Origin of the sequence: Paraburkholderia sp. PGU19 (genome assembly GCF_013426915.1) — a bacterium.
Lineage (GTDB): Bacteria > Pseudomonadota > Gammaproteobacteria > Burkholderiales > Burkholderiaceae > Paraburkholderia.
The window spans coordinates 967,600-994,396 of sequence record NZ_AP023180.1 but is presented as its reverse complement, the minus strand read 5'-3'; the positions used below and the strand labels follow the sequence as shown (position 1 = coordinate 994,396).

The window sequence follows — 26,797 nt, the reverse complement described above, 5'->3', positions numbered from 1 at the left end:
ATGCCTTGCATTCCTCAATCACTTCATGCGCCAGGCAATAAGCCTTCTCGGCCGTCACTGCACCGCATTGAGGACACACAGCCTCCCACAGCGCAGGATTGAGCCGGTGCCAGTGACAACAATTTTAGAAACGCTGTCGCTGATAATTAAGCGCATTATTCGCAAGGATGAATTTCGATTTTCGAGGTGAAGGGGTGCCGATCAACTACTGCGGCAGCGCAGCCAATGCGATCTCACTCGCGCTATTCAGTTGCTCGACTTGCCAGCACTTTTCGATCAATGCACGCGTTTGAGCTGGCGAAAGAATGCCGTCGGCGAGGTCAGCGAACTTCTTTTCGAGTTGCTGATCGGTCATCGGTACTTCGGTGCTGCCGATGGCATGCTGAATAAACTTGTGCAGCTTGGGTCCATCCTTGAGCGTGATCGTCATGTCCACCTGTTCCGGCTTGATCGCGGGATCGATGATCGCGCTCACCTTCTCGCCCAAGGCAACCGTCACCGGGTCGCGTACTTTCGCGTCGCTGAACTGTTCTTCGCCGCCCGCGCCGTCGATCACGGCAATCGCGACGGCATGGTAGATGCTGAATTACCGCGAAATCACCGAAGGATCTTTACGCACAGGTATCGACGGCCATCGTCGAACGCGCCACCGACGCAGACATCGAATCGTTATGGCGTGCCCATGGTCGTCTTGCGGAGGCCGCCGCTCAAGGCGACGTCGACGGCTATTTCTGGGCAAATGTCGCATTTCGCGACGAAGAACTTCGGGTATGCGGCAACGGTATCTTCAAGGAGGTGCTGGATTCGATGCGTAAGCGTACTAACCGTTTGCGCCGGTTGAGCACGTCGTTGCCGGGGCGTTTGCAGCGTTCGTGCGCCGATCATCAGAGCTTGTGCGAAGCCTACGCGGAGCGAGACGGCGTGCTGGCCGCAGCGCTCAACCGGTCGATCGTGTTCAGCGCGCTTCAGGCGATCGAACAGGCGTGGGAGCAGGTGCCTGTTGGCGTCGACAGAGTCGGCGCTGAAGAGCGGTAGTCGGCGTCTCTCTCAAGAACGAGATTCTGCGATAAACAGCAATCGACGATTGGAGCGCGTGCGCTCCAGATGTCAGTAGCAATGCGGCAGCATGATGTCGGCTTCCCGCTCGCGATGTCCATCGACTTCCCCGGTCTTCCGCCTATCTCCTCTCAACTGAATCCAAGGGTTTCCACCTATTTGGCCGCTTTATTGGATTGATATATTGAATCCACGGATACAAATATCCAGTCTTACATAGAGATTTCACTTAAAGCGAGCCGATCAGGCAGACCATGGAAGAAAGCGTTCATTCTTTTCGCGCAGGATTCGCCGTCACGGCGGAAGAAGAGGCGTATGCCTATGTGCTGTATCGCATCCGTATGGGGAGTACCGCGCCGGCGACCGCCTGATCCCCGAAGAGATAGCGGCCGAGATCGACACGAGCCGCATGCCCGTGCGCGAAGCATTCCGCAGGCTCGCAAGCGAGGGTCTCGTCGTCATCAGGCCAAACCGCGGCGCGATCGTGCGCGGGCTGGATGCCGACGAAATGGAAGAGGTCTTCTGCATGCGTGGCGCGCTCGAGGGACTTGCAGCGAAGCTGGCGCTGCCGGTCATCACGCCCGCGCACATCGCTGAACTCGCACGGTTGCTGGAAGTGATGGAAAGCCACGAGCAGGACGCGCATCAGTGGGTGAGCGCGCATCGGAATTTCCACGAGTATCTGTGTCAGTTGAGCGGCCGCAAACGTCTGGTCGCGCAGATTGCCGGCCTGCATACCGTCGTCGAGCCTCACATGCGTCTCTGGCTGCAACTTGCCGACAAGCAGATGACCTCGCGCGACGACCATACGACGATCATCGACGCCATCAAAAGCGGGGACCCCTTGGCCGTCGAGGCGACCGTTCGGGAGCACATTGAAGCGACGGTGCCGGCGCTTCGACAATGGATGACGTCGGGCCGCTAGGAAAACATGCCCTCCATAGCGGTGAATTTTTTATAAACATTAGTTGTACGAATATAAAACGAGTGCGGCGGAAGCGCATGGCTGCACATGTCTTACACCAAACCTTTTGAGCCTCGACATGAAACGACTCGCGAAGAATCTGCTGGGACTGGCCATATGCATGATTGCCCTGAATGCACATGCGAAGGAATGGAAAGACATTCGCATCGGCTACGAGGGCGCCTATCCGCCGTTTTCGTCGATTCAGCCGGACGGCAAACCGGTGGGTTTCGATATCGACATCATTCACGCGCTATGCGCGCAAATGCATGCGAACTGCACGCTGGTCCAGATCAACTGGGACGGCCTGATTCCCGCATTGCAGGCCGAGAAGATCGACGCAATCGTCGCGTCCGTTGCGATCACGGCCGAGCGCAAACAGAAGGTCGACTTCACCGAGAAGTACTACAACTCGCCGCGCAGACTGATCGCACCGAAAACGAGCCCGATCAAGGACGCGACGCCAGCCGAGCTGAAAGGCAAGCGCGTCGGCGTGCAGCGGGGCACGCTGGCCGACAAATACGCAAGTGCGTACTGGGCGCAGAGCGGCGTGCAGATCGTGCGCTATGCGACGCAGGACGAGGCTTATATGGATCTTCGCTCGGGCCGTCTCGATGCAGGGTTGCAGGACGCGACGGCTGCGTACAGCGCGTTTCTGACCAAACCGGAAGGCGCGAACTTCCAGTTCGTCGGGCAGCCGATTCTCGGCGCGACGCCGCAACAGAAAGCGCTGCTCGGTGAGGGCTACGGCATCCCTGTGCGCAAGGGCGATGACGATCTGAAGCAGCAGTTCAATCAGGCTATCGACGCGATCCGCGCAAACGGCGTGTATCTGTCGATCGAGAAAAAGTACTTCAATTTCGACATCTACTGATATTGCCGGCAAGGCCCCGCGAGCGCACGTCGGTCGCGGCCTCCAACAAGTCATCACGGGTGGAACCATGCTCGAACTCCAGCGGTATTTCCCCGCGTTATTACAGGGCGCCGGAATTACGCTCATGCTCGCTGTGCTGTCCGTGGTGCTCGCGGTGTGCCTGGGCATGGCTGGCGCGGTGGCAAAGCTGTACGGCTCGCGGGCGGTCGTTTCGATGGCTTCGGCCTACACCACGCTGATCCGCGGCGTGCCCGAGTTCGTGATGATGCTGCTCGTGTTTTACGGCGGGCAACTGATCCTCAACCAGCTGGCGTCACTGGTGGGTCTTCATGCGCCGGATGTCAACGCATTCGTTGCCGCCGTGCTGACCATCGGTTTCATCTTCGGCGCCTATTACACGGAGACGTTTCGCGGCGCGATTCTGAGCGTGCCGCGCGGCCAGATGGAGGCAGCTCGCGCCTACGGCTTTTCGGGCTGGCTTGCGTTCCGGCGCATCCTGTTCCCGCAGATGATGCGCCTCGCGCTTCCCGCGGCCGTCAATAACTGGCTGGTTCTGCTCAAGGCGACGGCCATTGCGTCGCTGATCGGGCTGCACGATGTGATGTTCATTGCCGACCAGGCGGGCCGCACGACGCAGGCACCGATGACGTTCTACCTTGCGGCCTGCGCGGTGTATCTGGTGGTGACATCGGGCTCGACGGCCTGTCTTGCGCGGGCACGCACGTATCTTCATAGAGGTGTTCGGGAAGGGAGCCTGCACCGATGACATATGAACAGCTCGGACAATTGTTTGCTTCGTACGCGAGCGGTCTGTGGGTAACGGTTCAACTCACGGTTTTCTCTCTCGTGCTGGGTTTGCTGATCGCCATTCCACTCGCTGTGCTGCGTGTGTCGTCCAACCGTTTCGTCAGTGGGCCGGTTGCCGTTTACACATGGTTCATGCGCGGCACGCCGTTACTCGCGCAACTGATGATCGTGTACTACGGGTTCGGCCAGTTTCAGTGGATGCAGGACGCGTGGCAGCGCGGCACGCCCATTCTTTCGTTATTGCGCGATCCCTACGACTGCGCGCTGATTGCGCTGACAGCGAACACCTGTGCCTACACGACGGAGATTCTGGCGGGCGCATTGCGCGCAACACCGTACGGCGAGATTGAAGCAGCGCGAGCCTACGGCATGAGCCAGCTAACGACATGGAGAAGAATTCTTCTGCCCTCGGCGCTGCGCCGCTTCATTCCTGCGTATAGCAACGAAGTGATTCTGATGCTGCACGGTACGTCGATTGTGAGTGGCATCACGATCGTTGATCTGACGGGCGTCGCGCGCGATTTCTATGCGAACTACTACGCGCCGTTCGAAGCATTCATCTCCGTCGGGACCGTGTACTTCGGGCTGACCACCATCATCACACTTCTGGTCCGCCTCACCGAACGCCGATACCTGGTTTATCTGCGCCCCCAGAACTTTGCCACGCTCGCTAAAAGCTAGAACTAGCCATATGAATGCTTTGACTGTCGAAAATCTGCACAAACGGTATGGCGATAACGAAGTGCTCAAGGGCGTTTCGCTGTCGGCAAAAAGCGGTGACGTAATCAGCATGATCGGCTCGTCGGGGTCCGGCAAGAGCACGTTCCTGCGGTGCATCAACTTTCTCGAATCGCCGTCGTCGGGCCGCGTGAGCCTCAACGGAAATGAAGTACGCACCTCGACCAACGGAAGCGGCGAAATCCGCATCAGTGATCCCGCGCAACTGAGGCGAATGCGCACGCGCCTCGCGATGGTCTTCCAGCACTTCAATCTATGGGCGCACATGACTGTGCTGGAGAACGTCATGGAAGCGCCGAGGCACGTGCTGAAGCTGACCAGGACCGAGGCCACGGAACGCGCTGAACGCTATCTGGAGCAGGTCGGCATGACGCGTTTCGCGGATGCTTACCCATCGCATCTGTCGGGTGGACAGCAGCAGCGGGTTGCGATTGCGCGGGCGCTCGCGATGGAGCCCGAAGCGCTGCTCTTCGATGAACCCACATCGGCGCTCGACCCGGAACTCGTCGGCGATGTGCTCAAGGTCATGCGCGATCTCGCGGAAGAGGGCCGCACGATGATCGTGGTCACGCACGAGATGGGCTTTGCGCGCGAGGTTTCCAATCATGTGGTCTTTCTTCATCAGGGTGTGATCGAAGAAGAAGGGCATCCACGTGAAGTCATGAAAACGCCGCGAAGCGAGCGCCTTCAGCGATTCCTGTCGGGAGCCATGAAGTAGTCCCAATGCCGCACGACGAGAACACCAACGTGGATGAGACGAATCAAGGAACCAACCCATGCAAAACCTGAAGCAGAACGACATCAATCACTACCTTCACCCCTACACCAATCTGAGTCTTCATCGCGAAGTCGGACCGATGGTGATCGAGCGCGGCGAAGGTGTCTACGTCTACGATTCCGAAGGCAACCGCTATCTTGAAGGACTCGGCGGGCTATTCTGCGCATCGCTCGGTTTCAGCGAAACACGGCTCGCGGATGCTGCCGACAGGCAGATGAGAAAGCTGCCGTTCTATCACGCGTTCGGGCACAAGTCGTCGGAACCTTCCATTCTGCTGGCTGAGAAGCTGATTTCGATGGCGCCCGTGCCGATGTCGAAGGTGTTCTTCGCGAACTCGGGGTCCGAGGCCAACGATACGGCCGTCAAGCTGATCTGGTATTTCAACAACGCGATCGGCCGGCCGCAGAAGAAGAAAATCATTTCGCGTACACGCGCCTACCATGGCGTGACGATTGCATCGGCGAGTCTTACGGGGTTACAGAACAATCATCGCGACTTCGACTTGCCTATCGACAGGATTCTGCACACCGACTGCCCGCATTTCTATCGATACGGTTTGCCCGGCGAGAGCGAAGAACAGTTCGCCACGCGCTGCGCCGAGTCGCTTGAACGGCTGATTCTCGAAGAAGGCGCGGACACCATCGCGGCGTTTTTTGCGGAACCGGTCATGGCATCCGGTGGCGTGATCGTGCCGCCTGCCACGTATATGGAGAAGATTCAGTCCGTGCTGAAGCGCCACGACATTCTGCTCGTGGCCGACGAAGTCATCTGCGGTTTCGGACGCACGGGGAACATGTTCGGCTCGCAGACTTTCGGCATGCAGCCCGACATGATCACGATGGCCAAGCAGCTATCCGCAGGTTATCTGCCCATCTCGGCGTTGATGGTCAACGAGCGCATCTATCGCGGCCTCGTCACGGAGAGCGAAAAGATCGGCACGTTCGGGCACGGGTTCACGTACAGCGGTCACCCCGTGTGCGCGGCCGTCGCGCTGGAGACGCTGAACATTTACGAGCAGGACGGCATTCTCGAACATGTGCGAGCCGTCACGCCACACTTCCAGGAGCGGGTGGCCGAGCTTGGCCGGCATCCGCTCGTCGGCGAAGCGCGCGGCTCCGGGCTGCTTGCCGCCGTCGAGCTGGTGGCGGACAAGGCGAGCAGGGAGCCTTTCGCGCCGTCCGAGGGCGTCGCGGTCTATGCCGGCACGCGCGCGTTGTCGCATGGACTGATTACGCGTGCGTTGGGCGATACCGTCAATTTCTGCCCGCCGCTCATCGTGAGCCGTGCGCAGATCGACGAAATGTTCGATGCCGCGAAGCACGCGCTCGACGACACGCTCGCATGGCGCAAGACGCTGAACAACAACTGATGGGACGGGCAAACAGCATGAGAGATTTCGAGCAGCCGGGACGATCGCTGGTGATGTCGAAGGACGGCATGGCGGCGACATCGCATCCCGCTTCGACGCTTGCCGCCGTGAAGATTCTGGAAGCGGGCGGCAATGCAATGGATGCGGCGATTGCGGCCTGCGCCGCGCAATGTGTGGTCGAACCCGGCTCGACAGGGATAGGCGGCGATTGCTTCGCGCTTTATTCGCGTGGCGGTGGCGACGACATCATCGCCTTCAATGGCTCAGGATGGGCGCCGCAGGCGGCCAGCGTGCCCGTGCTCAGGTCGATGGGCGTGGCGTCGATCGAGCGCCATTCGCCTCATGCCGTGACGGTGCCGGGCGCCGTCGAAGCATGGGCGACGCTGGCGCGCGATCATGGCTCGATGCCGTTCAAGTCGCTGTTTGCCCCGGCGATCAAACTCGCGAGCGAGGGCTACGCCGTAGCGCCGCGCGCGGCCGCCGACTGGGCGAATCAGGTCGCATTGCTGCGGCTGGACAAGACGAGCCGCGAGCAGATGCTGATAGACGGCGCTTCGCCGGCAGCGGGAACGCTTCACCGGCAGCCGTTGCTCGCGAAGTCGCTGATGGCCATCGCCGAAGCGGGTCCGCGTGTCTTCTACGAGGGCTTCATCGCCGAGGATATGGTCGAGTGTCTGACGAGTAGGGCGGCCTGCACACGCTGGACGACTTCGCGCAGTATCGCGGCGAATACGTGCAGCCCATCAAGGCGAGCTTCCGTGGCTACGAGGTGCATGAGTGTCCGCCGAACGGGCAGGGCATCATCGCGTTGCTGATACTCAAGATTCTCGAAGGATTCGATGCGACCGACGATCCGCTCGGCGCTGACCGGTTGCACCGCGAAATCGAGGCGACGCGGCTTGCGTATTCGATCCGCGATGCGCTGCTCGGCGATCCGCGCGGCCAGCCGCTCGATATCGACCGGCTGCTATCGGACGAAACCGTGTCGACACTGCGCGCCCGGATCTCACTCGAGCGCGCCATGACGGACGTGTCGACGTACCGTCCCGCCGATCACAAGGACACGGTCTACATCTGCGTCGTCGACAAAGACCGCAACTGCGCGAGCTTCATCAACTCGCTCTTTCATCCTTTTGGCAGCGGTATCATGGCGCCGCACAGCGGCGTGATGCTGCACAACCGCGGACAGAGTTTTGCCGTCGAAGAAGGGCATCCCAATGCGATTGCGCCGCACGCAAGACCGATGCACACCATCATTCCCGGCATGGTCACGAAGAACGGCAAGGTGCAGATGACCTTCGGCGTGATGGGCGGTCACTATCAGGCGATGGGGCACGCTCACTTTCTGTCGAAGGTGCTGGACTATGGGCTGGACATGCAGTCGGCCATCGCATTGCCACGTGTGTTTCCGCAGCCGGGCACGGGTGTCGTCGAAGCTGAGTCCACCTTGCCGGTGGCAACGCGTGACGAACTGACCCGGCGCGGTTTCAGGCTGGTGCCGCCGAACTGGGCCATCGGCGGCGCGCAGGCGATCTGGATCGACTGGGAAAACGGCACGCTCGCCGGTGCGTCGGATCACCGCAAAGACGGCTGCGCATTGGGCATTTGACCCGTCCCTGCGGTACGACCGGCTGCATGCCACTACGTCGATGAGTATAGGGTTTGTACCTATCCCAACAACATTCAATTGTTCTACGAGGACTTAATTACGAGCCGCCTCCGGCCTAGACTTGCTTCACCGAAACGCAAACGGGTGTTTGCGAAGCAATCAAAGCCTGGAGGTAAGTATCATGAAACTCGTTCAATCGCTCGTTGTTGCTGCTGCCCTCGCAATTCCGGCTGTCTCGTCGTTCGCCCAATCCAACCAGGCGGTCGCACCAATCAATACCCAGCAGACGGTTGACGCTGCTGCAGATGCCGGCGGCGTCGCCGATGGCACGTCGGCATCGGGTGCTCATCAGCAACTGCATTCGTTCCGCAGCGCTGTTTCGCGCGTGGGCCACAAAATCGAAGGCTCGATCCGCCCGGATGCAAACGATGGTATGAAGCCGGTGTACTTCGGTTCGTAAATCCCGGATTGACTGCGGGGGACTGTCGAAGTACCGGCGTCTGACAGTGGTCGACCTGTAGAGGTATTCGCTTCGAGACGCGCGCGGGCTTGCCTGTGCGCGTCTGGTTTGTTTCTTCCGCTGTCTTGCCACACCCTGCAAGGGCGTTCAATAAACGCGAGACAGGAAGCCCTGGATCTGTGCCACCACGCCCGCGCCTTCGCCCACTGCCGAAGCGACACGCTTGGTCGACCCTGAGCGGACATCGCCAATCGCGAAGACACCTTCCACGCTCGTCTGCAACGATATCGACAGCATGTTCGCATCGGGAAGATCGATGCCCGTCCGTACGAAACCGTTGATGTCGAGCGAGATGCCGCATGTATTGAGCCAGCTCGTGTTGGGATCCGCGCCGATGAACACGAACAGGTGATGGAAGGTCATATTCCCTTCGATTCCCCCGGCGCCGCGATAGTGCACACGGTCGAGACGCTCGATTCCTTCGAGCGCGGTCAGTTGGACCCGCGTATGAACCGTCACGTTCGGCAGCGCCAGGACGCGCTCGATCAGGTAGTGCGACATGCTGTCCTCGAGCGTCGCGCCTCGAATGAACATGTGCACATGCTCGGCGTGCGAGGCGAGAAACACGACAGCTTGGCCCGCCGAATTACCGCCTCCGATCAGCAATACCGGCTCCCTGCGACATAGCTTCGCTTCGATCGGGGTAGCCCAGTAATAGACGCCACGGCCCTCAAAACGCTCGAGATCCTCGACGACGGGGCGCCGGTACTCTGCGCCCGTCGCGATGACCACGGTGCGCGCGGTGATTCGACGGCCATTGGTCAGTTCCACGACGGGCGGTTGCTTGTCGCAATACAACGCCCTGACCTCGCACGGAATGCCGATATGCGCACCGAACTTCTGCGCTTGAACGAAAGCGCGATCCGCGAGAGCGTGACCCGTGATGCCCGTGGGGAAACCGAAAAAATTCTCGATGCGTGCGCTCGCGCCGGCCTGGCCTCCGGGGGCGCGACAGTCGAGCACAGCGACCGACAATCCCTCGGATGCTGCATAGACGGCTGCCGCAAGTCCGGCGGGACCCGCGCCGACGATCGCCACATCATAGACATGGGCCGGGTCGAAGTCGGGAATCAGTCCAAGACACGACGCGAGCTGCCCCTCATCAGGGTTGCGCAGCACCGTGCCGTTCGGACAGACAACGAGCGGGAAGTCATCCGGCTGAGGTGTCAGTCCTTCGAGCAGCGCGATGGAATCAGCGTCCTGCTCCGCATCGAGTGTGACGTTTGGATAGGTGTTTCGGCGCAGGAAATTCTGCAACGCGAGCAGCCGGGGATTCCCGGGCGCGCCGACCAGAACGGCACCGTTCACGCGTTCCATTGCAACGAAGCGCCTGAGAATCAGCGCGCGCATGATCTTTTCGCCAAGCTCGGCTTCACCGATCAGAAGCGGACTGAGGTCGTCGGGCCGGACCAACACGGCTTCGACATCTTCAATGACACAAGAATCCACGAAGGAAGGCTTGTTCGAAAACTGGTTCACGTCGGAAGTGAACTCGCCGCGTTGGGTGAACGTGTGAATGATCTGCTCGCGGCCGAGACCGTCGCGGGCGACAGCCCGGATCTTGCCGGACAGCAGCACAAACATGCCCGGGGTGCGCTCCCCAACACGATAGATCATTGTACCTTTGGGATAGCGCGACACTCTGCCAAAGCGCCGCACTCTGCTGATTTCAGCTTCGGTGAGGATGGGAAACAGTTGCTGGAGGCGTGGATGACTGCGCACGAACGGGGCGTCGGTCATCGCATCGTCGTCGCTGCGGGTCGCGCCTTCTGCGGGCAAAGGGGAGGGCGTGGCGCCGCCCGGTACGGACTCGTTGCTCATCCGTAAGCGGCAGCTTTAGCACACCGAAGGGAGAATCGTGCAACTGATGGTCGTGCGTAGGGGCACCGCTGAGGAGCGCCGGGTGTGTCAGCCGTCCTGTGCCCTGGCCTCTTGATGCCGCGCATAGTTGAATGGCAAGAGGTCCGTCACGTCGGCGTCCGGTGGACGCTGCGGCAGCTCCTTGAGTACGTGCAACAGGTAGTCGTACGGTTCGACACCGCAGGCACGGCACGTCAGCATGAGACTGTAAATCGTGGCGCTCGCTTTTGCGCCGTCGACCGTGTCGCTGAACAGCCACGACTTTCTCGAAGTGGCGAACGGCCTGATGTCCCGCGCGCAGATATTGTTGTCTATTGCGGCTCGCCCGTCAGTGACGTAGCGGCTCAGGTATTCCCACTGGTTGCGCGTATAGGCGATTGCCTTACCGAGCAGGCTCTGGGGCGTCACCTTCGGCGCCAGTTCGTCAAGCCACGCTTTGAAGGCATCGAGCACTGCCACGCTGTGTTTCTGCCGCAGATCGTATGTGTAGTCGGCACGTGTCTGGCCGGCAGGCAGATCGCCTTTGGCCAGCGCCTCGACACGGTACAGGGCCTGGAAGTATTCAAGCGCCTTTGCCACACGAGCGTTCGGCGGCTTCGGTTTTGCGCCATCCCCTTTCTTCTGCGCTGCCTTGTCCGCCTTGACGAACAGCCTGCGCGCGTGCGCCATGCAGCCGAAGTGCGTTGCCTTTTTCAGCGTGCGCCACGCACTGTATCCGTCGCTTACCAGCATGCCGCTGTAGTCGCCGAGGAATTTCTTCGGATGCTCCTGGCCTCGCCCCGGCTGGTACTCGAACAGCACCACAGGTTCGGGGCAGTCTTCGGCGCTGCGGTAGACCCACGCATAGCTTTTACTCTGGGCTGATCTGCCGGGTTCCTTGAGCACCTGAAGCGTGGTCTCGTCGCCGTGGATCAGCGACTGCGACAGCAATGTCCTGTACAGCGCGTCGTACAGGCGGGTGTAGTGCAATTCGCTGGGGCGGATGACCCAGTGTGCCAGCGTGCCCCGGCTCACCGGAATCTGCCAGCGGGCCATGGCGGCCTGCATCCGGTACAACGGCATGCCGTCGACGTATTTCGCGGTCGCCACCGTCGCGATCACCGACGCATCCGCATGACTGCCCGGGAGTGGCTGTACCGGCATCGGTGCGAGGACGACCGGCGTCTGTTCGGCGTGACGCTCACAGTGCCGGCACGCGTACTTTGCACGCACGTTCTGGTGAACCGTCCACTTGACCTCCACATGCAGCTGTTCGCTGATGTCCTCGCCGATACGATGCATCGGATTGCCACAACACGGACAACCTCGCTGCTCTTCCGGCAGATCGTACTCGATGCGTTCGCGCTTCAGGTACGCCGGCAAAGGCTTGCGTCCCGCCTTGCGCCGCTCAGGCTTGCCGGCCGGTGGCAAGCCGGTGTCAGGCAGCGCCGGCTGGATACCTTCGTCGTCCTCGTCGCAGGGTTCGCTCCGGGCAATCTGCTCGGCTTCGTCGAACACGCGATCCTTGCGTTTTTCGCTTTTCGGCGCGTAACGCTCGGCCGTAAGCAGGCGGACCTGTTCCTCGAGCTGCCCGACGCGCTGGTTCAGTTCGTCGATGTGTTTCGCGTCGCCGGCTACCCGAGCTTCGAGGGCGTGGATATAGCCCTGGACAGCCCGGGGTACGCGCTTGAGGTCAGGTGCATTCTTCATGCGCTCCAGGATAGCGAAGCGCGGTGCGCCGTGGGTTTACGTCAATTTGTAAAAGGCGCCCGACCGTTGTTTACGTGCAACGTACCGGGCTAGCTGGCGTGCTCGTAATAGCGTGCAGGATGACGGCGAAGCGCGTCGATGTTGATGCCATCGAGCAGCCAGTGGAGCTGCTGCGTCGTCAGCTCGATCACTTCCTGATCGCGTCGCGGCCACACGAAACGGTCTTGCTCGAGGCGGCGCAATAACAGCCAGAAGCCGGTGCGCTCGTACAGCAGGAGCTTGATCCGGTTGCATTTGCGGTTGCGAAACCCGTACACGGCGCGCGCGAGCGGATCCAGTCGCATCGAATTCTCAACCACGGCGGCAAGGGTATTGATACCGCACCGGAAGTCGACCGGCTCGCGATGCAGATAGACCTGCAGGTCGTCAGCGAAGCGCAGCATCACCGGCTCCTCAATGCGTCGATCATCGCTGTGAGCAGCGCCGTGTCCTGTTGCATACATTCAAGTTCGAGACTCACCCCGTTGGGCAACTGCGCCATCAGGCGTGACGGCAACGGCGGGCGTTGCGATGGGCGCATCGGTTCACGCCGTGCAGCAGCCGGCTGGGCGTCGGGCAGGGACGGCATGTGAGGCAAGTGCACAGGTTCGGCATCAACCACTTCCAGAACAGGAACAAATGCCGGCGCACTGGCTGGTGTCGGCTGCCGCTCAGTTCGGGAGCGTGTCTTTTTACGTTCGAGGCCAATCCACTTGCGAAGCTGGTTGGCGTTCACGCCAGCCTTCAATGCCAGCCCGGCAACGGAGGCTCCCGGCTTCTGGCACGCTTCGATCAGCTTGCGCTTGCCATCACGGTCGTACCGGTTCTTGCCGTCGGCCGATTTACCGATCACCCGCAATGGCAGGAAGTCAAAGTCAGTTTGTAGGTCAGTCATAAGCTGCGTCCGCAATGTGGTGGCTGCGGACGCAATCTTGTTCCTTCTCATACACCGGTTCCAGATGAGTCGGAACTACCGCTTACACTCATCCTCCAGCGGCTAGCGGGTGAAACCGCGACCGACACGGTCAAGCGCCTCGCGATCTGAACGAATCATCTCAAGCGAGAGGGCGCCGCTGAGTGACATTTCGGCTTTGAACTCGCTGCGGAAGGTGGCGCGCAACTCAGTATTGGCGCGGTCCCGCAGGACTGCGTTGCCTCGGGCCAATCTTGCCGGGGAAATGGGACAGCAGCCATCTTCCGATATCCCATGCCATGCCAACGCGCGTTACTCGCGTGCCCTTGACGAGAGGCCGTTGTTTGCCATCGCGCCGAAGCGGGCGTCATGACGTCGGGTGGCTCTTGCAGGAACAATCGATGAAAAATGCGTGGCACGTATGCCGTCAGGCAGGAGTTGCATCGACTCCACGCATCATCTTATCGACCTGGCGAATGCCGCGCATCGAAGGTGTCATCGAATCTGCTTGCGATGCCAACTCTCACCAATAGTGAGGCAAAGGGGATCGATATATCTGCTCGATTGCATGGCGGATATTTTCAGGAGACCTGCGGGCCTGGTGCCGGCACCCGTGCTTATTGCGGCATGGTCGCGTCCGCGGCGGCGCGCTTCGGACGCGCCGCGTGCCAGCTATGCGCACGCGCGAGGAGGTGCTTCGGGATTCGGGCGACCGGGATGGACGCGCGCATGCTCAGGATCGCAAATGATGCCGATTCCATTCGTGCCCATCCGCAGCATCACGTCAAGTGCATCCCACCCTGGCACGTGGCTGCGCGCGACAATCCTATACCTGAGCAAATGGACGCTCATATGGCCAATGCGCTTCGGCAACTGTCATTCGCCTCTCAAGGGTTGTCCCGAACGGGGCGGCCGGCTGCATACAGCCATCGGAGCTTCTGCTAGAAAGAATGGACATACGCAAGGGATCTCGCGCCTCATGTTCCATACAATCGGGAGCACCCGTCCGGCAACCGCCATGACCTTCGTCTCATGCACGAAAGGGCGGCTGAATATAAGGCGGCGATTACTTTGACCCGCCCGAGCCGTGACCGCCTCCGCCGTGACCGCCTCCGCCGTTCCCGCCTGCGCCCGAACCGCCTGCGCCGTGACCGCCTGCACCGGAACTGCCTGCACCGGAACTGCCTGCACCGGAACTGCCTGCACCGGAACTGCCTGCACCGGAACTGCCTGCGCCCGAACCGCCAGCACCGGAACCGCCTGCACCGGAACTGCCTGCGCCCGAACCACCTGCACCGGAACTGCCTGCGCCGTGACCACCCGCACCGGAACCACCCGCACCGGAACCACCCGCACCGGAACCACCTGCACCGGAACCGCCTGCACCGGAACCGCCTGCACCGGAACCGCCTGCGCCCGAACCGCCTGCGCCCGAACTGCCTGCGCCCGAACTGCCTGCACCGGAACCGCCGGCACCGGAACCGCCCGCACCGGAACTGCCCGCACCGGAACTGCCCGCACCGGAACTGCCTGCGCCGTGACCACCTGCACCGGAACCGCCCGCACCGGAACCGCCCGCGCCCGAACCGCCCGCACCGGAACTGCCTGCGCCGGAACCGCCCGCACCGGAACCGCCCGCACCGGAACTGCCAGCGCCGGAACTGCCAGCGCCGGAACTGCCTGCGCCGTGACCGCCAGCACCGGAACTGCCAGCACCGGAACTGCCTGCGCCGGAACTGCCAGCACCGGAACTGCCAGCACCGGAACTGCCAGCACCGGAACCGCCAGCACCGGAACCGCCAGCACCGGAACCGCCGACACCCAAACCACCTGTGCCGTGACTGCCTGCAGACTGTCCTTCAGCCACCCGCAGCGAAGCAGAATTCGGAGAAGGTGCATTGCGGTGATCGGACGGAGCGGAAGACACGGGCGGGGCAAGCTCAGCACTGCCAATTGCAGTTCCCCGGGCAGGAGGTGACGATGACTTCGACACATGACCGGACGAAGACGCTTGTTGCGTTGGCGATGTGGGTCGGCTGATCTCGGGCGCATGCCGCGTGATTGCTCTCACGTGCGGCGTCGAATGGCGGCGATTCTGTGTCGCGGCGACGCTTGTTTGAGCGGGCCCTCGTGTGACCGACTGTGGCACAGCAGAATCAGGAGTAGGTCCAGCGCGGTGATCGGACGGAGCGGAAGACACAGGCGGGGCGAGTTCAGCGCTGGCAACCGCGGTTCCGCGAGCGGGAGGCGACGATGGTAGCGCGACATGACCGGACCAGGACGTGCGTTGCGCTGGTGACGTGAGTCCGATGATCCCGAGCGCCTGATCAAAGTCGAACCGATTGCCATACGCGACGATACCCATGACCCCGACAGCGAATGCGCTTGCCGACGCAATCCAAAGCGCAAAGCGTCTGCTCCGCGCAAACGGTGCGGCCTTGATGTCGGCATCCGGGCTACCTGCACCCGAATGCGCAAGCTCGGCATGTCTGAACATTACAACACGCCTCGAGTCGTTTCGTCTGATCCTTCCATTCGCTACGTTCATGTGCCGTGCCCTCGCGGGAGTGCTCATCGAAATGAGCCGCGGGACCGTTCTGCGTGTTCGATCCCCAGGTTCCGCCATGGCATTGGGAGCGGTGTACCTGCGTTTCTATCGTAAGCCTTTGAGCTATGAAGACGCTCGCCATATTCCTGGCCGATCCGGACGGGTGGCCGGAGTCGCTGTCCGGCGTGCTTTTCCGCGATGACTCCACAGTTGGCGTCTTTCTCATCGAGCATCCAGCCGGGCATTACACAGTTCAAAGGCAGTAACCCACCCGTCGGATAACACCACGAACGCGGTACACGCGGAACAGTCGCCCACGACAGGTCTGATGGCCGATCCCATCATGGGCACTCCCCTGGAAGACCCTTATGACGACGAGTTCCAGAAAGACTTCGACACTCACTACGCGGATACAGGCAGCGCCTATGAAGAATATCGGCGCGCCTACACACATGGCGCCACGCCCGGACAGGACGAGCGATATCGCGAGCAGGACTGGCAACGGGTTGAGTCGAGCGCTCGCGAGGATTGTGAGTCGCGTTACCGCTGAAAGCGGGTTGATCCTCCCCAACGCGAAGGCCTGCGGCCGCGAACTGCGCGTTATGAGAAAAGCGCCAGGATCGTGCGGAGACCGATGCGCGAATGCGTTCGGGTTCGGGAACGCGGTGCCTTGCTTCCCGTGCTACAAGTCGTAGCGCTTCGCATGCAGTGGCTCGACATCGTATGCGGCGCGCCTTAGCGAAGTGCAGCCGCCACCGCCTCATCAATCTGCAGCGCAAAGCGCGCGTCGACATCGGGCACCGTGAAGCCAATCGACAGTTCCAGATACGCGTCGCCTAGCACCAACTGAACGAATGTCGCTGCCCGCAATGCAGCAGTCGATTCGTCAAATCGCTTTCGCAGAATTTTTGCGGCGAAGGCACGCACGACCTTTGCCCCGTTTTCGTAAAACACCTGGCCGAGTTCCGGAAGACGCTCGGCCTCAGCAACGATGGCCCGGTAAAGCCGCAGATTATCCGGCGTGATAAGGACTTGTGCCAACACCCATCCCAACTCGCGCAACTCGACTTCGGGTGATCCATCGGATTTCTCGTTCTGAGCGCTGGCAAGAAATCCCCCCGCCTGAGCACACATCGAGCTCACCAGACCAACGAAGAGCGCCTCCTTCGACTTGAAGTGGCGGTAGACCGTCTGTTTGCCGACGCCAGCGACCGCGGCGACATCGTCCATCGTTGCCAGACCAAAACCCTGGCTTAAAAAAACGGTTTTCGCGCCGTCGAGGATGGCGGACCGCTTACGGCGTTGCAGCGGGCTCAGGTCGGGGAGAGAGGACGTGTTCATGTCAGATAAATACCAGATCGTCGAATAGTTGACAAGACTGGTCAGTCTCGTTTAGATTTGTCGAAACGAGACCGACCGGTCTCGTTTATATGGCTATTCAACGTGGCAGCCATCATTGGAGAACGCTTTGAAACTGTTCATGACAGGTGGTACTGGCTTCATCGGGCAAGCGGTCGCGCGCAAGGCGATCAGCCTCGGCCATCAGGTGACGGCGCTGGTGCGTGAGGACAGCTCGGCGGCCGCCGGCGCGCTGGCACGTCTCGGTGTGACCCTGCATTCCGGCGACCTGCGCGAGCCCCAGTCGTTCGCTGCGACAGCCGGTGCCGCTGATGGCGTGGTGCACGCCGCGTCGACCAACGATGCTTCGGCCGCTGCTGCCGATGAGGCTGCGGCTGTAGCAATGCTTTCGCATTTGCATCCGGGCGCGGCGTTCGTCTATACGTCGGGCACCTGGGTCTACGGCAATACGGAAGGGGAGCCCGTAACTGAAGCATCGGCGCTGAACCCGACACCCCTCATCGCCTGGCGGCCCGCAGTGGAGCAACAGGTGCTGGCGCTAGCAGCACGCCGCTCGATTGCTGCCGTGATCCTCAGGCCGGCAATGGTGCACGGCTACGGCGGCGGCATCTTTGGCATGCTTGCCGGCATGGTCCGTCAGACGGGCAGTGTGAGAGTCGTCGGCGATGGTCGCAACCACTGGCCTGCCGTTCACGTCGATGATCTCGCCACGGCCTACCTGAGCGCGGTGGAGCGGGCGGCAAGTGGGGACGGTCGGGTCGCGGGACAGATCTTCAACGTGGTCGCGGAAGAAGCCGTTGCTGTTGCCGAAATGGGTGAAGCGATTCGGGCCTCGGTCGGTGCCGATCGCCTCGAATACTGGCCGCTCGACGATGCTCGCCAATCGCTTGGGCCATTTGCTGACGCACTGGCGCTCGACCAGGCAGTAAGCGGTCAACATGCCCGGCAAGTTCTTGCGTGGGAACCCCACGGCCCCGGACTGATTGCTGACCTCTCTGTACAGAAGCACTTTCAGCACAGCAACGGAGCGTGACGATGGCGCTGAACACTGCATCTTTCGAATCGATTCTCGCGACGATCGTAGCGGTTCTGTTCGCGGTTGCCGGGGTGGTCAATCTCGCAGGACGCGGCGCGGTGAAGCGCGACTTCGCGCGCTGGGGTTACCCGGCATGGTTTCATTTGCTCTGCGGCGCTCTTGAGCTGTTGTGTGCGGCACTTCTTTTTGGACAACAAACGAGAGTCCTGGGCCTGACGCTGGCCGGTGCGATCCTGGTCGCCGTGCTCTTCACGTTGCTACGAAACCGGGAGTCGTTCCTGCATCTCGCGCCTGCGCTGATCTTCTCGGCCCTCATTGTGGCTACTGTGGCGCTCCGCGGTTGAGGCTCGATTGCTATAAGGGCGAGTCGGCAGTCCGTGCTGCAGGTCCTTGAAATGCGCACACGGATAGCGGCATTGGAGCAATTCAAACTTCATCACGAGCGTCATGCAGTGGCGCGAAGTGGTATTGCAAGGATGCCGGCTCCCTCGTTTCCGGACAGGGCGGCGTGACGCATGCGTGCGCCGCCGCCTTCCGTTAGGTGGTCGCAGAGCCTGGCTTTTCCGCATGACCGCCGAAGTCCTTGCGCATTGCGGAGAGCACGCGATTCGCGAACTCCGCTTCGCCGCGCGACGTGAAGCGTGCAAAAAGCGCGGCGCTCAGCACGGGCACAGGCACGCCTTCGTCAATCGCGGCATCGATAGTCCAGCGGCCTTCGCCCGAATCAGATACACGACCCGCGAAGGCCTTCAATTCGTCGTCGCGCGAGAGCGTGCCCGCAATCAGGTCGAGCAGCCATGAACTGATCACGCTCCCACGCCTCCACACTTCGGCGATATCGCCGAGATTCAGGTCGTACTGATAGAACTGCGGGTCGCGCAGCGGCGAGGTTTCCGCATCGATTTCGCGCGACTGCTTGCCCGCGTTCGCGTGTCGCAGGATGTTCAATCCTTCCGCGTACGCGGCCATCATCCCGTACTCGATCCCGTTGTGGACCATCTTGACGAAGTGGCCCGCACCTTGCGGTCCGCAATGCAGGAAACCCTGTTCAGCCGTGCTGCTGTCCTGCTGGCGGTCCGAGGTGCGCGGCGCGGCGGCGACGCCCGGCGCGAGCGCGGTGAATACCGGTTCGAGGTGCTTCACAATGTCTGTCTCGCCGCCGATCATCAGGCAATAGCCGCGTTCGCGGCCCGCCACGCCGCCGCTCGTGCCGACATCGACGTAATGCAGTTTTTTCGCACCGAGTTCGTTGCCGCGGCGGATGTCGTCGTGATAGTGCGAGTTGCCGCCGTCGATCACGATATCGCCCGGCTCTAGCAGCGGAACCAGTTTTTCGAGCGTCGAATCAACCACGGCCGCAGGCACCATGAGCCACACGGCGCGCGGTTTATTCAGCCTGGCCACCAGATCTTCGAGCGTCGACGCGCCGTCGATGCCTTCCTGCTGGAGGCGCTGCACCGCTGCGGGCTGGACGTCGAACACGACGCACTGCTGACCGCCCTGCGAAAGCCGCCGCACCATGTCGGCGCCCATGCGTCCCAGTCCAATCATTCCAAGTTGCATGTGCCGCTCCCAAAGTATGTGTTGAGCGAGATCTCACACGCGCAGCTTCTTTGCATGAGCGGCATCGTGTCCGTCGATCGGTGCGCGCGATCCGCGGCGTGTGCTTCTACCAGAGCGCGCAACAGAGAGAAAAGTTCCGGCCAGCGCTTTCATTTCGCCTATGAATTTGCCGGCAGTTGAAATCGATTCAGGCCCGGTTCTTCAGATTGCTGCAATCGGGGTTGGCAAGGGGCACGTGTGCATATTAGCGGCCTCATCTGACAAACTGTAATGGTCGGCACGTCCAATATGCGGGACGACCCGAATTGCCGCGTCCCGAACCTGCTTCTACTATCCACTTCCACCGCACATTGCAGCCAGACGCGCCGCCGGCCATGCGTCGCCAAAAGCGAACGCCTTGACCGGCTCGATCCCTATCGCACCTGGTGCACCTGGTCGATCTATCAGGAGGCAGCATGCTTAGCGCTCACGAATTCGCGACCTTGATGCTGGTCAAGGACTCCGCCGACCAGATTGCCGACCGGACGGAACTCGACGTATTACTCGACCGTCAGCTGGTCGCAATGGAGCGGTTGGCGGGAGGGGGCGTGCTGCCTCGCGTGACCCAGGACGGCGATTCCCTGCTTCGTACTCTTTCGCGCTTGCACTGAGATGTCGATCCATATGGACCACCGCCCGGATCGGGCAGTCAGTGCGCGATCATCGAATTGATGTGGCGAGGCTACGGGTCTTTCGTTGCCATCCACCGAACGACACGATCACTGATGGGGGAACCCTCAATGTCGATGATGCATCAGGTCGACGTAATGGGTATCGAGCCATCGGCTTGATCGTCCCTCGCTTGCGTTCCCGTGATAGCGGGCGGCAAGCCATAGCACCACGCCGACCACTAACATCACGGCCGGACCCATCAGGTACGCCATAAACGTTTCACTCACGACATCCTCCTTCAGGTCGGTCGTCGCACTTTCATTTTAGGCGACGGCCCGCGCCAGCGCGCCATTAGCGTTGCATCGCGCAGTCGCAATGTCCGGGGTCGCGCCAGCCGCGGATGGCGGACTGATGCACGTGTTCGCCGCTCAAGCGCAATTGTGAAAATGCGTCTCAGAGTACTTTCTTATCGTCTTTGCTCGACGGTGTTTTGAGTAGCTTGCCTTGAGGCATTGCGCTGTCGCTGGTTCGAATACGACTGACAAATTATCTGGCGGATAGCGACGAGATGTTTGTCTCACGTTTGCAGAGATCATTGAGTAACATTCATCAACGTTGCATTATTTAAAGTGGTGGCGGTAGTACTTTGCGTCGAATCAGTAGTTGCTGCTACAACGAAATGATTGAAAGAAGCGCAAACCCGCGAGTGTCGAAAAGCAGTCGGCTCAAAGCTGCTCGCTCTCTGATTGAGAGCAGATACACCCTCGAATTAGCCCGTGGATCGTCGGTGATCGCGAGTACCCTTACTCAATCCTCCCTAATGCAGGCGATCGGAGAAACATTGTCTGCTTTTGTCGCGAATAACGGAACCGGGGACCTCGAAGGTTTTGTCCTTGTCCTTGGCGAGCGATTAATTAAACGCGATAGGGCTGATGCGGCAGAAATGATCGGCAACTGGAAACCGGCGGAGTCCCGCTAATCTTGATGAGACTATTAACGCACGCAGCTATCGCCGAAATGTGAGGTTCCCCCCTTCAGCGCTACGTCTCGTCGATGGCCGTAAAGCATGATGAACTGGTTGAGAGAGTCGGCACTCGAACGAATCGCTTCAGTCAGAGCTGCTCCCGAATTTGTCAGCAACGCGACCACGTATTTGCAGGCGGCCACCGCGATGTGGGACGCGAGCGCATAGTAGATCGCGCGAGGCGTCGCGGAGGCGCTACGTCTTCGGCTGACTCATTGTGCTGCCATTATGGCTCTGCCCTTTGCCTCAGGTCGGCCAGAACATGCCGATCGCCGCCAGGCCCATTACGCCCGTTGCCAGCCATCCAATCCACAGCAACACACCCTTCAGGGCAAACTTCCCCATCACGTCCCGGCTGCCTGCCATCAGCATCACGAGCGCCATGATCGGCACGGCCGCGATCCCGTTGATGACGGCGCTCCAGTACAAGGCCTTGATGGGATCGAGATGCGCGAATGTGAGCGCAACGCCACCAAGAATTGCGACTGCAACGACTGCGTAAAACGGTTTCGCCAGGTTGACCTGCAAGGCAAGGCTATTTCGCCATTTCATCGCGCCCGCCGCCGCGTAGGCTGCCGACCCTGCGAGAACAGGCAAGGCGAGTAGCCCTGTTCCGACAATTCCAAGACTGAAGAGGGCAAACGCCATTTCTCCGGCGATCGGTTTAAGCGCGCTAGCTGCGTCGGCTGTCGTTTTCACCTCGACATGGTGGGCATGCAGCGTCGCAGCAGCGGATAGCATGATGAAGAAGGCAACGGCATTGGACAGCGCCATGCCAACCCACGTATCGATGTTGATCCGCTTGAGCTGGACACTCGCCTGCAGCGGCGCGCGTAATAGCGGTTGCTGGGAAGGGTGTGAACGGATCTCCTCGACTTCCTGAGACGCCTGCCAGAAGAACAGATACGGGCTGATTGTCGTACCCAGCACTGCGACGACTGTCGTCAGGTAGTCGCCTGAGAAGCTGACGGGTGGCTTGACGATGCTCACTCCTACCGCCTTCCAGTCGATCGGGATGACAAACGCCATGGCCACGTATGCGAACAGCGCAAGTGTCAGCCACTTCAGGAAGCGTGCGTAGCGCTCGTAGGTAACGAAGACCTGCAACAGGATAGAGGCGGCGCCAAGAAGTACGACGTAAAGCTGGACAGGTCCACCGAGCACGAGCTTTGCAGCAGCACCCATGGCTGCAAGATCGGCGGCGATATTGATCGTGTTGGCGACGAGCAGCACCAATACGGCCGCATAGAGAATGGGCGCCGGATAGTGACGGCGGAGATTTGTCGCCAGACCACGGCCAGTGACACGTCCCAGCCGTGCGCTGACGGACTGGATCGCGACCATGAGCGGGTAGGTGAGTAGCATTGTCCAAAGCAGACCGAATCCGAACTGCGCACCCGCCTGGGTGTAGGTTGCGATTCCGCTGGGGTCATCGTCCGCCGCGCCGGTAATCAATCCAGGACCGAGGCGCTTCATCCATGAACGCTCCGCCTCATCTTCGACAACAAGCTCCGGCTCGGCCTGTCCGTTTTCATATGTTTTCATGGTCACCGCCATTCGTCGCACCGGAAGGGCTCGAACGTCGGCCCGTGATCACTGACAGCAGTTTCCGTGCCGCGACGGTGGCCTTCGTCCAGCCGCCACCACGCTTGCATCACGAGTTATTCGTGATATGCGAGGGCGGCGAATTACCGCAATGATGGATACGTCTTTTTCGACCCTGCGCGGAAGCCACTGATACGTGAAGTATCAAAAGCAGCTTTCATTTTTCAAAGTCGATTGCACGGCCTTTAGCGGCGTTTCCAAGTCTATTGCTCAATTTTTGAGGTCTATTGTGCGAGGACACTGATCAGACGCACTCCGCCAGGATATCTCCTTGAATTATTGAACGTACAGTCATAAACTCCCGTGCATGACCGATAACACAGCACCCCGGCACGCGAGCGCCGCCAAACGGGAGGCGGCGTGTCCGCGCGGCCGCCCACGCGAATTCGACACGGCCGCCGTGCTCGCTGAAGCCGGCAAGGTGTTCTGGCGCAACGGCTTTCACGCGACATCCGTCGACGATCTCTGCAACGCGACGGGCGTGCTGCGCGGCAGCCTGTACGGCGTGTTTGGCGACAAGCACGGCATCATGATGGCCGCGCTCGATCATTACGCGGAAGGGGCGATTGCCGGCCTCGTCGAGCGGCTGAACGCAAATGTCCCGCCCGATGTCGCATTGCGCAATGCACTGCTGCATCACACACGCACTGCGTCGACGCTGACGGGCTGCTTCATCACCAATAGCACGCTCGAACTACAACCCGACGACGAAGCGCTGCACGCGAAGATCCGCGCGATCCAGCGGCGTGTCGTCACGCTGCTCGCGGCGGCCGTGATCCGCGGGCAGGCCGCGGGTGTGTTCAACGGCGACCTCGATGAAAAGGCGGTCGCGGATTTTCTGCTGTGCTTGACGCAAGGTCTGCGCGTGCTCAACAAATGCAAGCGCAAGGAAGACGAGTTGAAAGCAGTCGTCGATGTGGCGATGCGTGCGCTCACCTGAAAATTTTTTCTCGAATTTTTGAACGTTCAGTCATGAATGAAAAGTGCATGAAAGCGTCGGGCGTCGTCTTGCCGTCCGCATCCGCGCAGCAAGCAGACAAGCGGGCGCCGCGCGCCGAAGCGCACGGGCAGCAGCGCTTCGAGCGGCAAGGGCTCGCGCTGACTGTGCTGTTCGTCGGCGCATTTCTCGCGCCGCTCGACTATTTCATCGTCAATCTGGCGCTGCCCGCGATCCACACGGGCTTGAACGCCAGCGACGCTCAATTGCAGCTGATCGTCTCCGCCTACGCGTCAGCGTATGCGGTGTTGTTGATCACGGGTGGGCGGCTCGGCGACCTGTTTGGCCGGCGGCGCATGTTCATGACGGGGATGGCGGGCTTCGTCGTCGCGTCGGCGCTGTGCGGCTTCGCGCCGAATGGGCACGTGCTCGTGATCGCGCGCATCGTGCAGGGCATGGCGGCCTCGGTGATGGCGCCACAGGTGCTCGCGACCGTGCGCACCGTCGTGCCGCTGCATCAGCAGACTCGCGTGATGGGCTTTTACGGCTTCGTGTTCGGACTCGCGTCGATCGTCGGGCAACTGGGCGGCGGCGCGCTGATTACATACCAGCCGTTCGGCCTCGACTGGCGCGCCATCTTTCTGATCAACATTCCTGTCGGCGTGCTGGCGTTTATCGGCGCTTGGAAGTACGTGCCGGAAAACCAGTCGGCGACGCGCGAGGGCGTCGATCTGGGAGGCGTCGCGCTGCTGTCGCTGGTGCTGATCCTGCTGATCTATCCGATGACACACGGCCGCGAAGCCGGCTGGCCGTGGTGGACCTTCGCGATGTTCGCGCTCGCGGTGCCTGCGCTTGGCGCGTTCATCGCGACTGAGCGTCGCGTCGAGCGTAGCGGCGGCAGCCCGCTCGTCGATCTTCAGTTGTTCCGCAATCCGGCGTTTTCGACGGGGCTCGTGCTCGCCTTTCTGTTCTATTGCAATAGCGCGTTCTTTCTCACGTACGGCATCTATCTGCAGACGGGCTTGCACTGGACGCCGCTGCAATCCGGCATCGCGATCATGCCGTTCGCGCTCGGCTTCGTCGCCGGGCCACTGACGTCGCCCGCCGTCGTGCGGCGCATCGGCGGTCATGTGCTGACGCTCGGCTTCTCGATGATGGCGCTTGGTTTCTCGGTGACGGGCTGGGCTGCGACGCACGCGGCGCTCGGTGCATTGTTCTATGCGGGGCTCGTTCTTGCCGGCGTCGGGCAAGGGCTCGTGTTGCCGTCCATCATGCGCATCGTGCTCGGCGAAGTGGAGCCGGCGAAGGCAGGGCTTGCGTCGGGCGTGGTGACGTCGACGCTACAGATCGGCTCGGCGTTCGGCACGGCTGCCATTAGCGGCGTGTTCTTTGGCGCGTTGTCGGCGAACGCGTCGGCGGCGGGCTATGCGTACGCGTTCCAGCGTAGCCTCGCGATCAATGCGGTATTGATGGTCATCTGCATTGCGCTCAGTGTGACGCTGGTCCGGCATCAGCAGCGCGCGTCTTTGCGCGCGATCAAAACGGCTTAGGGAAAATCCCGAGCGGCTGCATTTTTGTATTTTGACAGAACAAAAATACGCTCGAAAATCGTCCGATAACGTTTTCACGGTTAAGAGTCATACGATTACAGTCACGGTATATTGCGCATTGCAACTAATCTTTCCCGTTCAGCAGTGATGCTCTTATTCACAGATGACGCCAGTTAATCGCGCAGCATCGCTATTAAACCCGTGATAACGCGCAAAATGTCAGCATCATGACAGCGGGTGGTCGGGCATATTTACGTATACCCTGAACACGCTGCCTAAACTCCGACCTGAACCGTGCTGCGCGACAACATGCCGCCTTTCCTGGCAGGCGATTGCCGGACTAAACAATAACGAACGAACGTTCGATATATCCGGCCGTCTATTTCGTTTTTGCTGCAAACGCTTCCAATAAAAATTACTTGCTGCCGAAATATTCAATTGTTAATCTTCCCCCACTCTTAATAATTCGTTGGATCGCGGTGCGTTTATGGCAGTGAATTTTCAGCCAGCCTAATGCTTATAACGGGGACATCCATGCTGACTGCTACTTTCGACGCATTTGACACGACGCAAACGGTGCAGGTCATTGTCGGGGACGTGGTGACGCTCAAAACGGGCGGCCCGCGGATGACGGTGACTTATGTCGGGGCGATTGCCCGGAAAGCGGGTGAATGGCTCGTTTGCCAATGGTTTGATGACCATGGCGAATTGCGGCAGGAAACTTTCGCGCAGGACGAGGTGTGGCGGCAGCCGCGGTCGATTCCGGCGGGGTTGGTGCATAAGTTTGTTCGTGGTGCGGCGGTTTGAATTTGGCGCCTTTGCGGCGCGTGCCGTGTCGCTGGGCGGGCGGCAGTTGCTTTGTCTGCGACGGCTTGGTTTGGTTGGGTTTGCGCTGGCATCCGGTTTGGTTTTTTGAGCCCTTGCGCTGGCATCCGCGTTTTGTTATCTAGCTTCACGCGTTGCCCCTGTGCGGGGCGGCACCTACTATTCTTTGCCGCCGCAATGAATAGTAGGCAAAAGAAAGCGGCTCACACCGCCAGTTCTTGTGTTTGCCTGAGGGCCCCCAACCGGTCTTACGCTTCACACGGCAATCACGTGACTCATGATAGTTGCCAGCGCTCTTGCATGGCTCATCACCCACTTCACACCCCCGCGTTACAGCATGCCGTGCCGGATATTCTTTCGTCGCCCAGGTGGCAAACTGTGTGTAGGCCGTAGAGACACACACGCCTCACTCCGGACCAATAACGCGCGCTTTTATGTAAGAGCACCGAGTTGTACGCCGCGATAACCTACACACAGTTTGCC

24 protein-coding genes and 3 pseudogenes are annotated in these 26,797 nt (G+C 60.6%); 17 read left to right on the top strand and 10 right to left on the bottom strand.

Features of this window, described 5'->3' with window-relative positions; all coding sequences use genetic code 11:
• Nucleotides 1-205: 205 nt before the first annotated feature.
• Nucleotides 206-556 carry an MmgE/PrpD family protein gene (locus H1204_RS22050; protein WP_243468749.1) on the bottom strand — a complete coding sequence of 117 codons (351 nt, stop codon included), beginning with the start codon at nucleotides 554-556 and terminating at the stop codon, nucleotides 206-208.
• Between the two features lie 53 nt (nucleotides 557-609).
• On the opposite strand from H1204_RS22050, the pseudogene H1204_RS22045 reads away from it, so the two are divergent.
• The 9 genes and pseudogenes from H1204_RS22045 to H1204_RS22005 all read left to right on the top strand — a co-directional run.
• Nucleotides 610-1,035, top strand: a pseudogene (locus tag H1204_RS22045) (FCD domain-containing protein); the annotation flags it as partial.
• Between the two features lie 275 nt (nucleotides 1,036-1,310).
• Nucleotides 1,311-1,981 (top strand): annotated as a pseudogene (locus tag H1204_RS22040) (GntR family transcriptional regulator).
• A gap of 118 nt (nucleotides 1,982-2,099) precedes the next feature.
• Entirely contained in the window at nucleotides 2,100-2,894 is a 795-nt protein-coding gene (locus tag H1204_RS22035; protein WP_180732835.1) for an ABC transporter substrate-binding protein, read from the top strand.
• Between the two features lie 67 nt (nucleotides 2,895-2,961).
• Nucleotides 2,962-3,660: an ABC transporter permease subunit gene (locus H1204_RS22030; protein WP_180732833.1), complete on the top strand. Its 699-nt coding sequence runs from the start codon at nucleotides 2,962-2,964 to the stop codon at nucleotides 3,658-3,660.
• Nucleotides 3,657-4,382 (top strand): ABC transporter permease, encoded by a 726-nt coding sequence (locus tag H1204_RS22025; protein ID WP_180732832.1) that lies wholly within the window; start codon nucleotides 3,657-3,659, stop codon nucleotides 4,380-4,382. The genes H1204_RS22030 and H1204_RS22025 overlap by 4 nt, the downstream gene beginning before the upstream one ends.
• Nucleotides 4,383-4,392: 10 nt before the next feature.
• On the top strand, nucleotides 4,393-5,157 hold the full coding sequence (locus H1204_RS22020; RefSeq protein WP_180732830.1) for an ATP-binding cassette domain-containing protein: 765 nt from the start codon (nucleotides 4,393-4,395) through the stop codon (nucleotides 5,155-5,157).
• 58 nt (nucleotides 5,158-5,215) lie between these two features.
• Nucleotides 5,216-6,586, top strand: coding sequence for an aspartate aminotransferase family protein (locus H1204_RS22015; RefSeq protein ID WP_180732829.1), 1,371 nt, complete (start codon nucleotides 5,216-5,218; stop codon nucleotides 6,584-6,586).
• Nucleotides 6,587-6,603: 17 nt separating this feature from the next.
• Nucleotides 6,604-8,195, top strand: a pseudogene (locus H1204_RS22010) (gamma-glutamyltransferase family protein).
• A 181-nt stretch (nucleotides 8,196-8,376) separates the two neighbouring features.
• Nucleotides 8,377-8,655, top strand: a complete 279-nt coding sequence (locus tag H1204_RS22005) for a hypothetical protein (protein WP_180732827.1) — start codon at nucleotides 8,377-8,379, stop codon at nucleotides 8,653-8,655.
• 147 nt (nucleotides 8,656-8,802) lie between these two features.
• Here H1204_RS22005 and H1204_RS22000 read toward each other — a convergent pair whose 3' ends face one another.
• The 5 genes from H1204_RS22000 to H1204_RS21980 form a co-directional block, all read right to left on the bottom strand.
• Nucleotides 8,803-10,536, bottom strand: coding sequence for an FAD-dependent oxidoreductase (locus H1204_RS22000; protein WP_180732826.1), 1,734 nt, complete (start codon nucleotides 10,534-10,536; stop codon nucleotides 8,803-8,805).
• Nucleotides 10,537-10,623: 87 nt separating this feature from the next.
• Entirely contained in the window at nucleotides 10,624-12,264 is a 1,641-nt protein-coding gene (locus H1204_RS21995; RefSeq protein WP_180732824.1) for an IS66 family transposase, read from the bottom strand.
• A gap of 89 nt (nucleotides 12,265-12,353) precedes the next feature.
• Nucleotides 12,354-12,707 (bottom strand): IS66 family insertion sequence element accessory protein TnpB, encoded by a 354-nt coding sequence (gene tnpB, locus H1204_RS21990; RefSeq protein ID WP_180732823.1) that lies wholly within the window; start codon nucleotides 12,705-12,707, stop codon nucleotides 12,354-12,356.
• Nucleotides 12,707-13,249 (bottom strand): transposase, encoded by a 543-nt coding sequence (locus H1204_RS21985; protein ID WP_007578401.1) that lies wholly within the window; start codon nucleotides 13,247-13,249, stop codon nucleotides 12,707-12,709. Before H1204_RS21985 ends, tnpB begins: the two co-directional genes overlap by 1 nt.
• A gap of 843 nt (nucleotides 13,250-14,092) precedes the next feature.
• Nucleotides 14,093-15,115: a hypothetical protein gene (locus H1204_RS21980; protein WP_180732821.1), complete on the bottom strand. Its 1,023-nt coding sequence runs from the start codon at nucleotides 15,113-15,115 to the stop codon at nucleotides 14,093-14,095.
• A 977-nt stretch (nucleotides 15,116-16,092) separates the two neighbouring features.
• Between H1204_RS21980 and H1204_RS21975 the strand changes: the two genes are divergently transcribed.
• Nucleotides 16,093-16,314, top strand: a complete 222-nt coding sequence (locus H1204_RS21975) for a hypothetical protein (protein ID WP_243468748.1) — start codon at nucleotides 16,093-16,095, stop codon at nucleotides 16,312-16,314.
• A gap of 185 nt (nucleotides 16,315-16,499) precedes the next feature.
• Here the strand turns inward: H1204_RS21975 and H1204_RS21970 are convergent, their stop codons facing one another.
• Nucleotides 16,500-17,105: a TetR/AcrR family transcriptional regulator gene (locus tag H1204_RS21970; RefSeq protein ID WP_180732819.1), complete on the bottom strand. Its 606-nt coding sequence runs from the start codon at nucleotides 17,103-17,105 to the stop codon at nucleotides 16,500-16,502.
• A 127-nt stretch (nucleotides 17,106-17,232) separates the two neighbouring features.
• Here H1204_RS21970 and H1204_RS21965 point away from each other — a divergent pair, with 127 nt between their 5' ends.
• Complete coding sequence (locus H1204_RS21965; RefSeq protein WP_180732817.1) at nucleotides 17,233-18,156, top strand: NAD-dependent epimerase/dehydratase family protein; 924 nt, start codon at nucleotides 17,233-17,235, stop codon at nucleotides 18,154-18,156.
• 2 nt (nucleotides 18,157-18,158) lie between these two features.
• Nucleotides 18,159-18,503, top strand: coding sequence for a DoxX family protein (locus tag H1204_RS21960; RefSeq protein WP_180732816.1), 345 nt, complete (start codon nucleotides 18,159-18,161; stop codon nucleotides 18,501-18,503).
• Between the two features lie 193 nt (nucleotides 18,504-18,696).
• Here H1204_RS21960 and gnd read toward each other — a convergent pair whose 3' ends face one another.
• A complete protein-coding gene (gene gnd / locus H1204_RS21955; protein ID WP_180732814.1) occupies nucleotides 18,697-19,722 on the bottom strand; it encodes a phosphogluconate dehydrogenase (NAD(+)-dependent, decarboxylating) in 1,026 nt (341 codons plus the stop codon).
• A gap of 455 nt (nucleotides 19,723-20,177) precedes the next feature.
• Here gnd and H1204_RS21950 point away from each other — a divergent pair, with 455 nt between their 5' ends.
• A complete protein-coding gene (locus tag H1204_RS21950; RefSeq protein ID WP_180732813.1) occupies nucleotides 20,178-20,372 on the top strand; it encodes a hypothetical protein in 195 nt (64 codons plus the stop codon).
• A 126-nt stretch (nucleotides 20,373-20,498) separates the two neighbouring features.
• On the opposite strand, the gene H1204_RS21945 is transcribed toward H1204_RS21950, so the two are convergent.
• Entirely contained in the window at nucleotides 20,499-20,660 is a 162-nt protein-coding gene (locus H1204_RS21945) for a hypothetical protein (protein ID WP_180732811.1), read from the bottom strand.
• Nucleotides 20,661-21,160: 500 nt separating this feature from the next.
• On the opposite strand from H1204_RS21945, the gene H1204_RS51465 reads away from it, so the two are divergent.
• The gene (locus tag H1204_RS51465; protein ID WP_243468747.1) at nucleotides 21,161-21,352 is read left to right on the top strand and encodes a hypothetical protein; all 192 of its coding nucleotides are present in this window, start codon (nucleotides 21,161-21,163) and stop codon (nucleotides 21,350-21,352) included.
• A 291-nt stretch (nucleotides 21,353-21,643) separates the two neighbouring features.
• On the opposite strand, the gene H1204_RS21935 is transcribed toward H1204_RS51465, so the two are convergent.
• The gene (locus H1204_RS21935) at nucleotides 21,644-22,873 is read right to left on the bottom strand and encodes an Nramp family divalent metal transporter (RefSeq protein ID WP_243468778.1); all 1,230 of its coding nucleotides are present in this window, start codon (nucleotides 22,871-22,873) and stop codon (nucleotides 21,644-21,646) included.
• A 436-nt stretch (nucleotides 22,874-23,309) separates the two neighbouring features.
• Between H1204_RS21935 and H1204_RS21930 the strand changes: the two genes are divergently transcribed.
• The 3 genes from H1204_RS21930 to H1204_RS21920 all read left to right on the top strand — a co-directional run bounded on the left by H1204_RS21930 (nucleotide 23,310) and on the right by H1204_RS21920 (nucleotide 26,296).
• Nucleotides 23,310-23,942: a TetR/AcrR family transcriptional regulator gene (locus H1204_RS21930; protein ID WP_180732806.1), complete on the top strand. Its 633-nt coding sequence runs from the start codon at nucleotides 23,310-23,312 to the stop codon at nucleotides 23,940-23,942.
• Nucleotides 23,943-23,989: 47 nt separating this feature from the next.
• A complete protein-coding gene (locus H1204_RS21925) occupies nucleotides 23,990-25,489 on the top strand; it encodes an MFS transporter (RefSeq protein ID WP_180732804.1) in 1,500 nt (499 codons plus the stop codon).
• A gap of 534 nt (nucleotides 25,490-26,023) precedes the next feature.
• Entirely contained in the window at nucleotides 26,024-26,296 is a 273-nt protein-coding gene (locus tag H1204_RS21920) for a YodC family protein (protein WP_180732802.1), read from the top strand.
• Nucleotides 26,297-26,797: the final 501 nt, after the last annotated feature.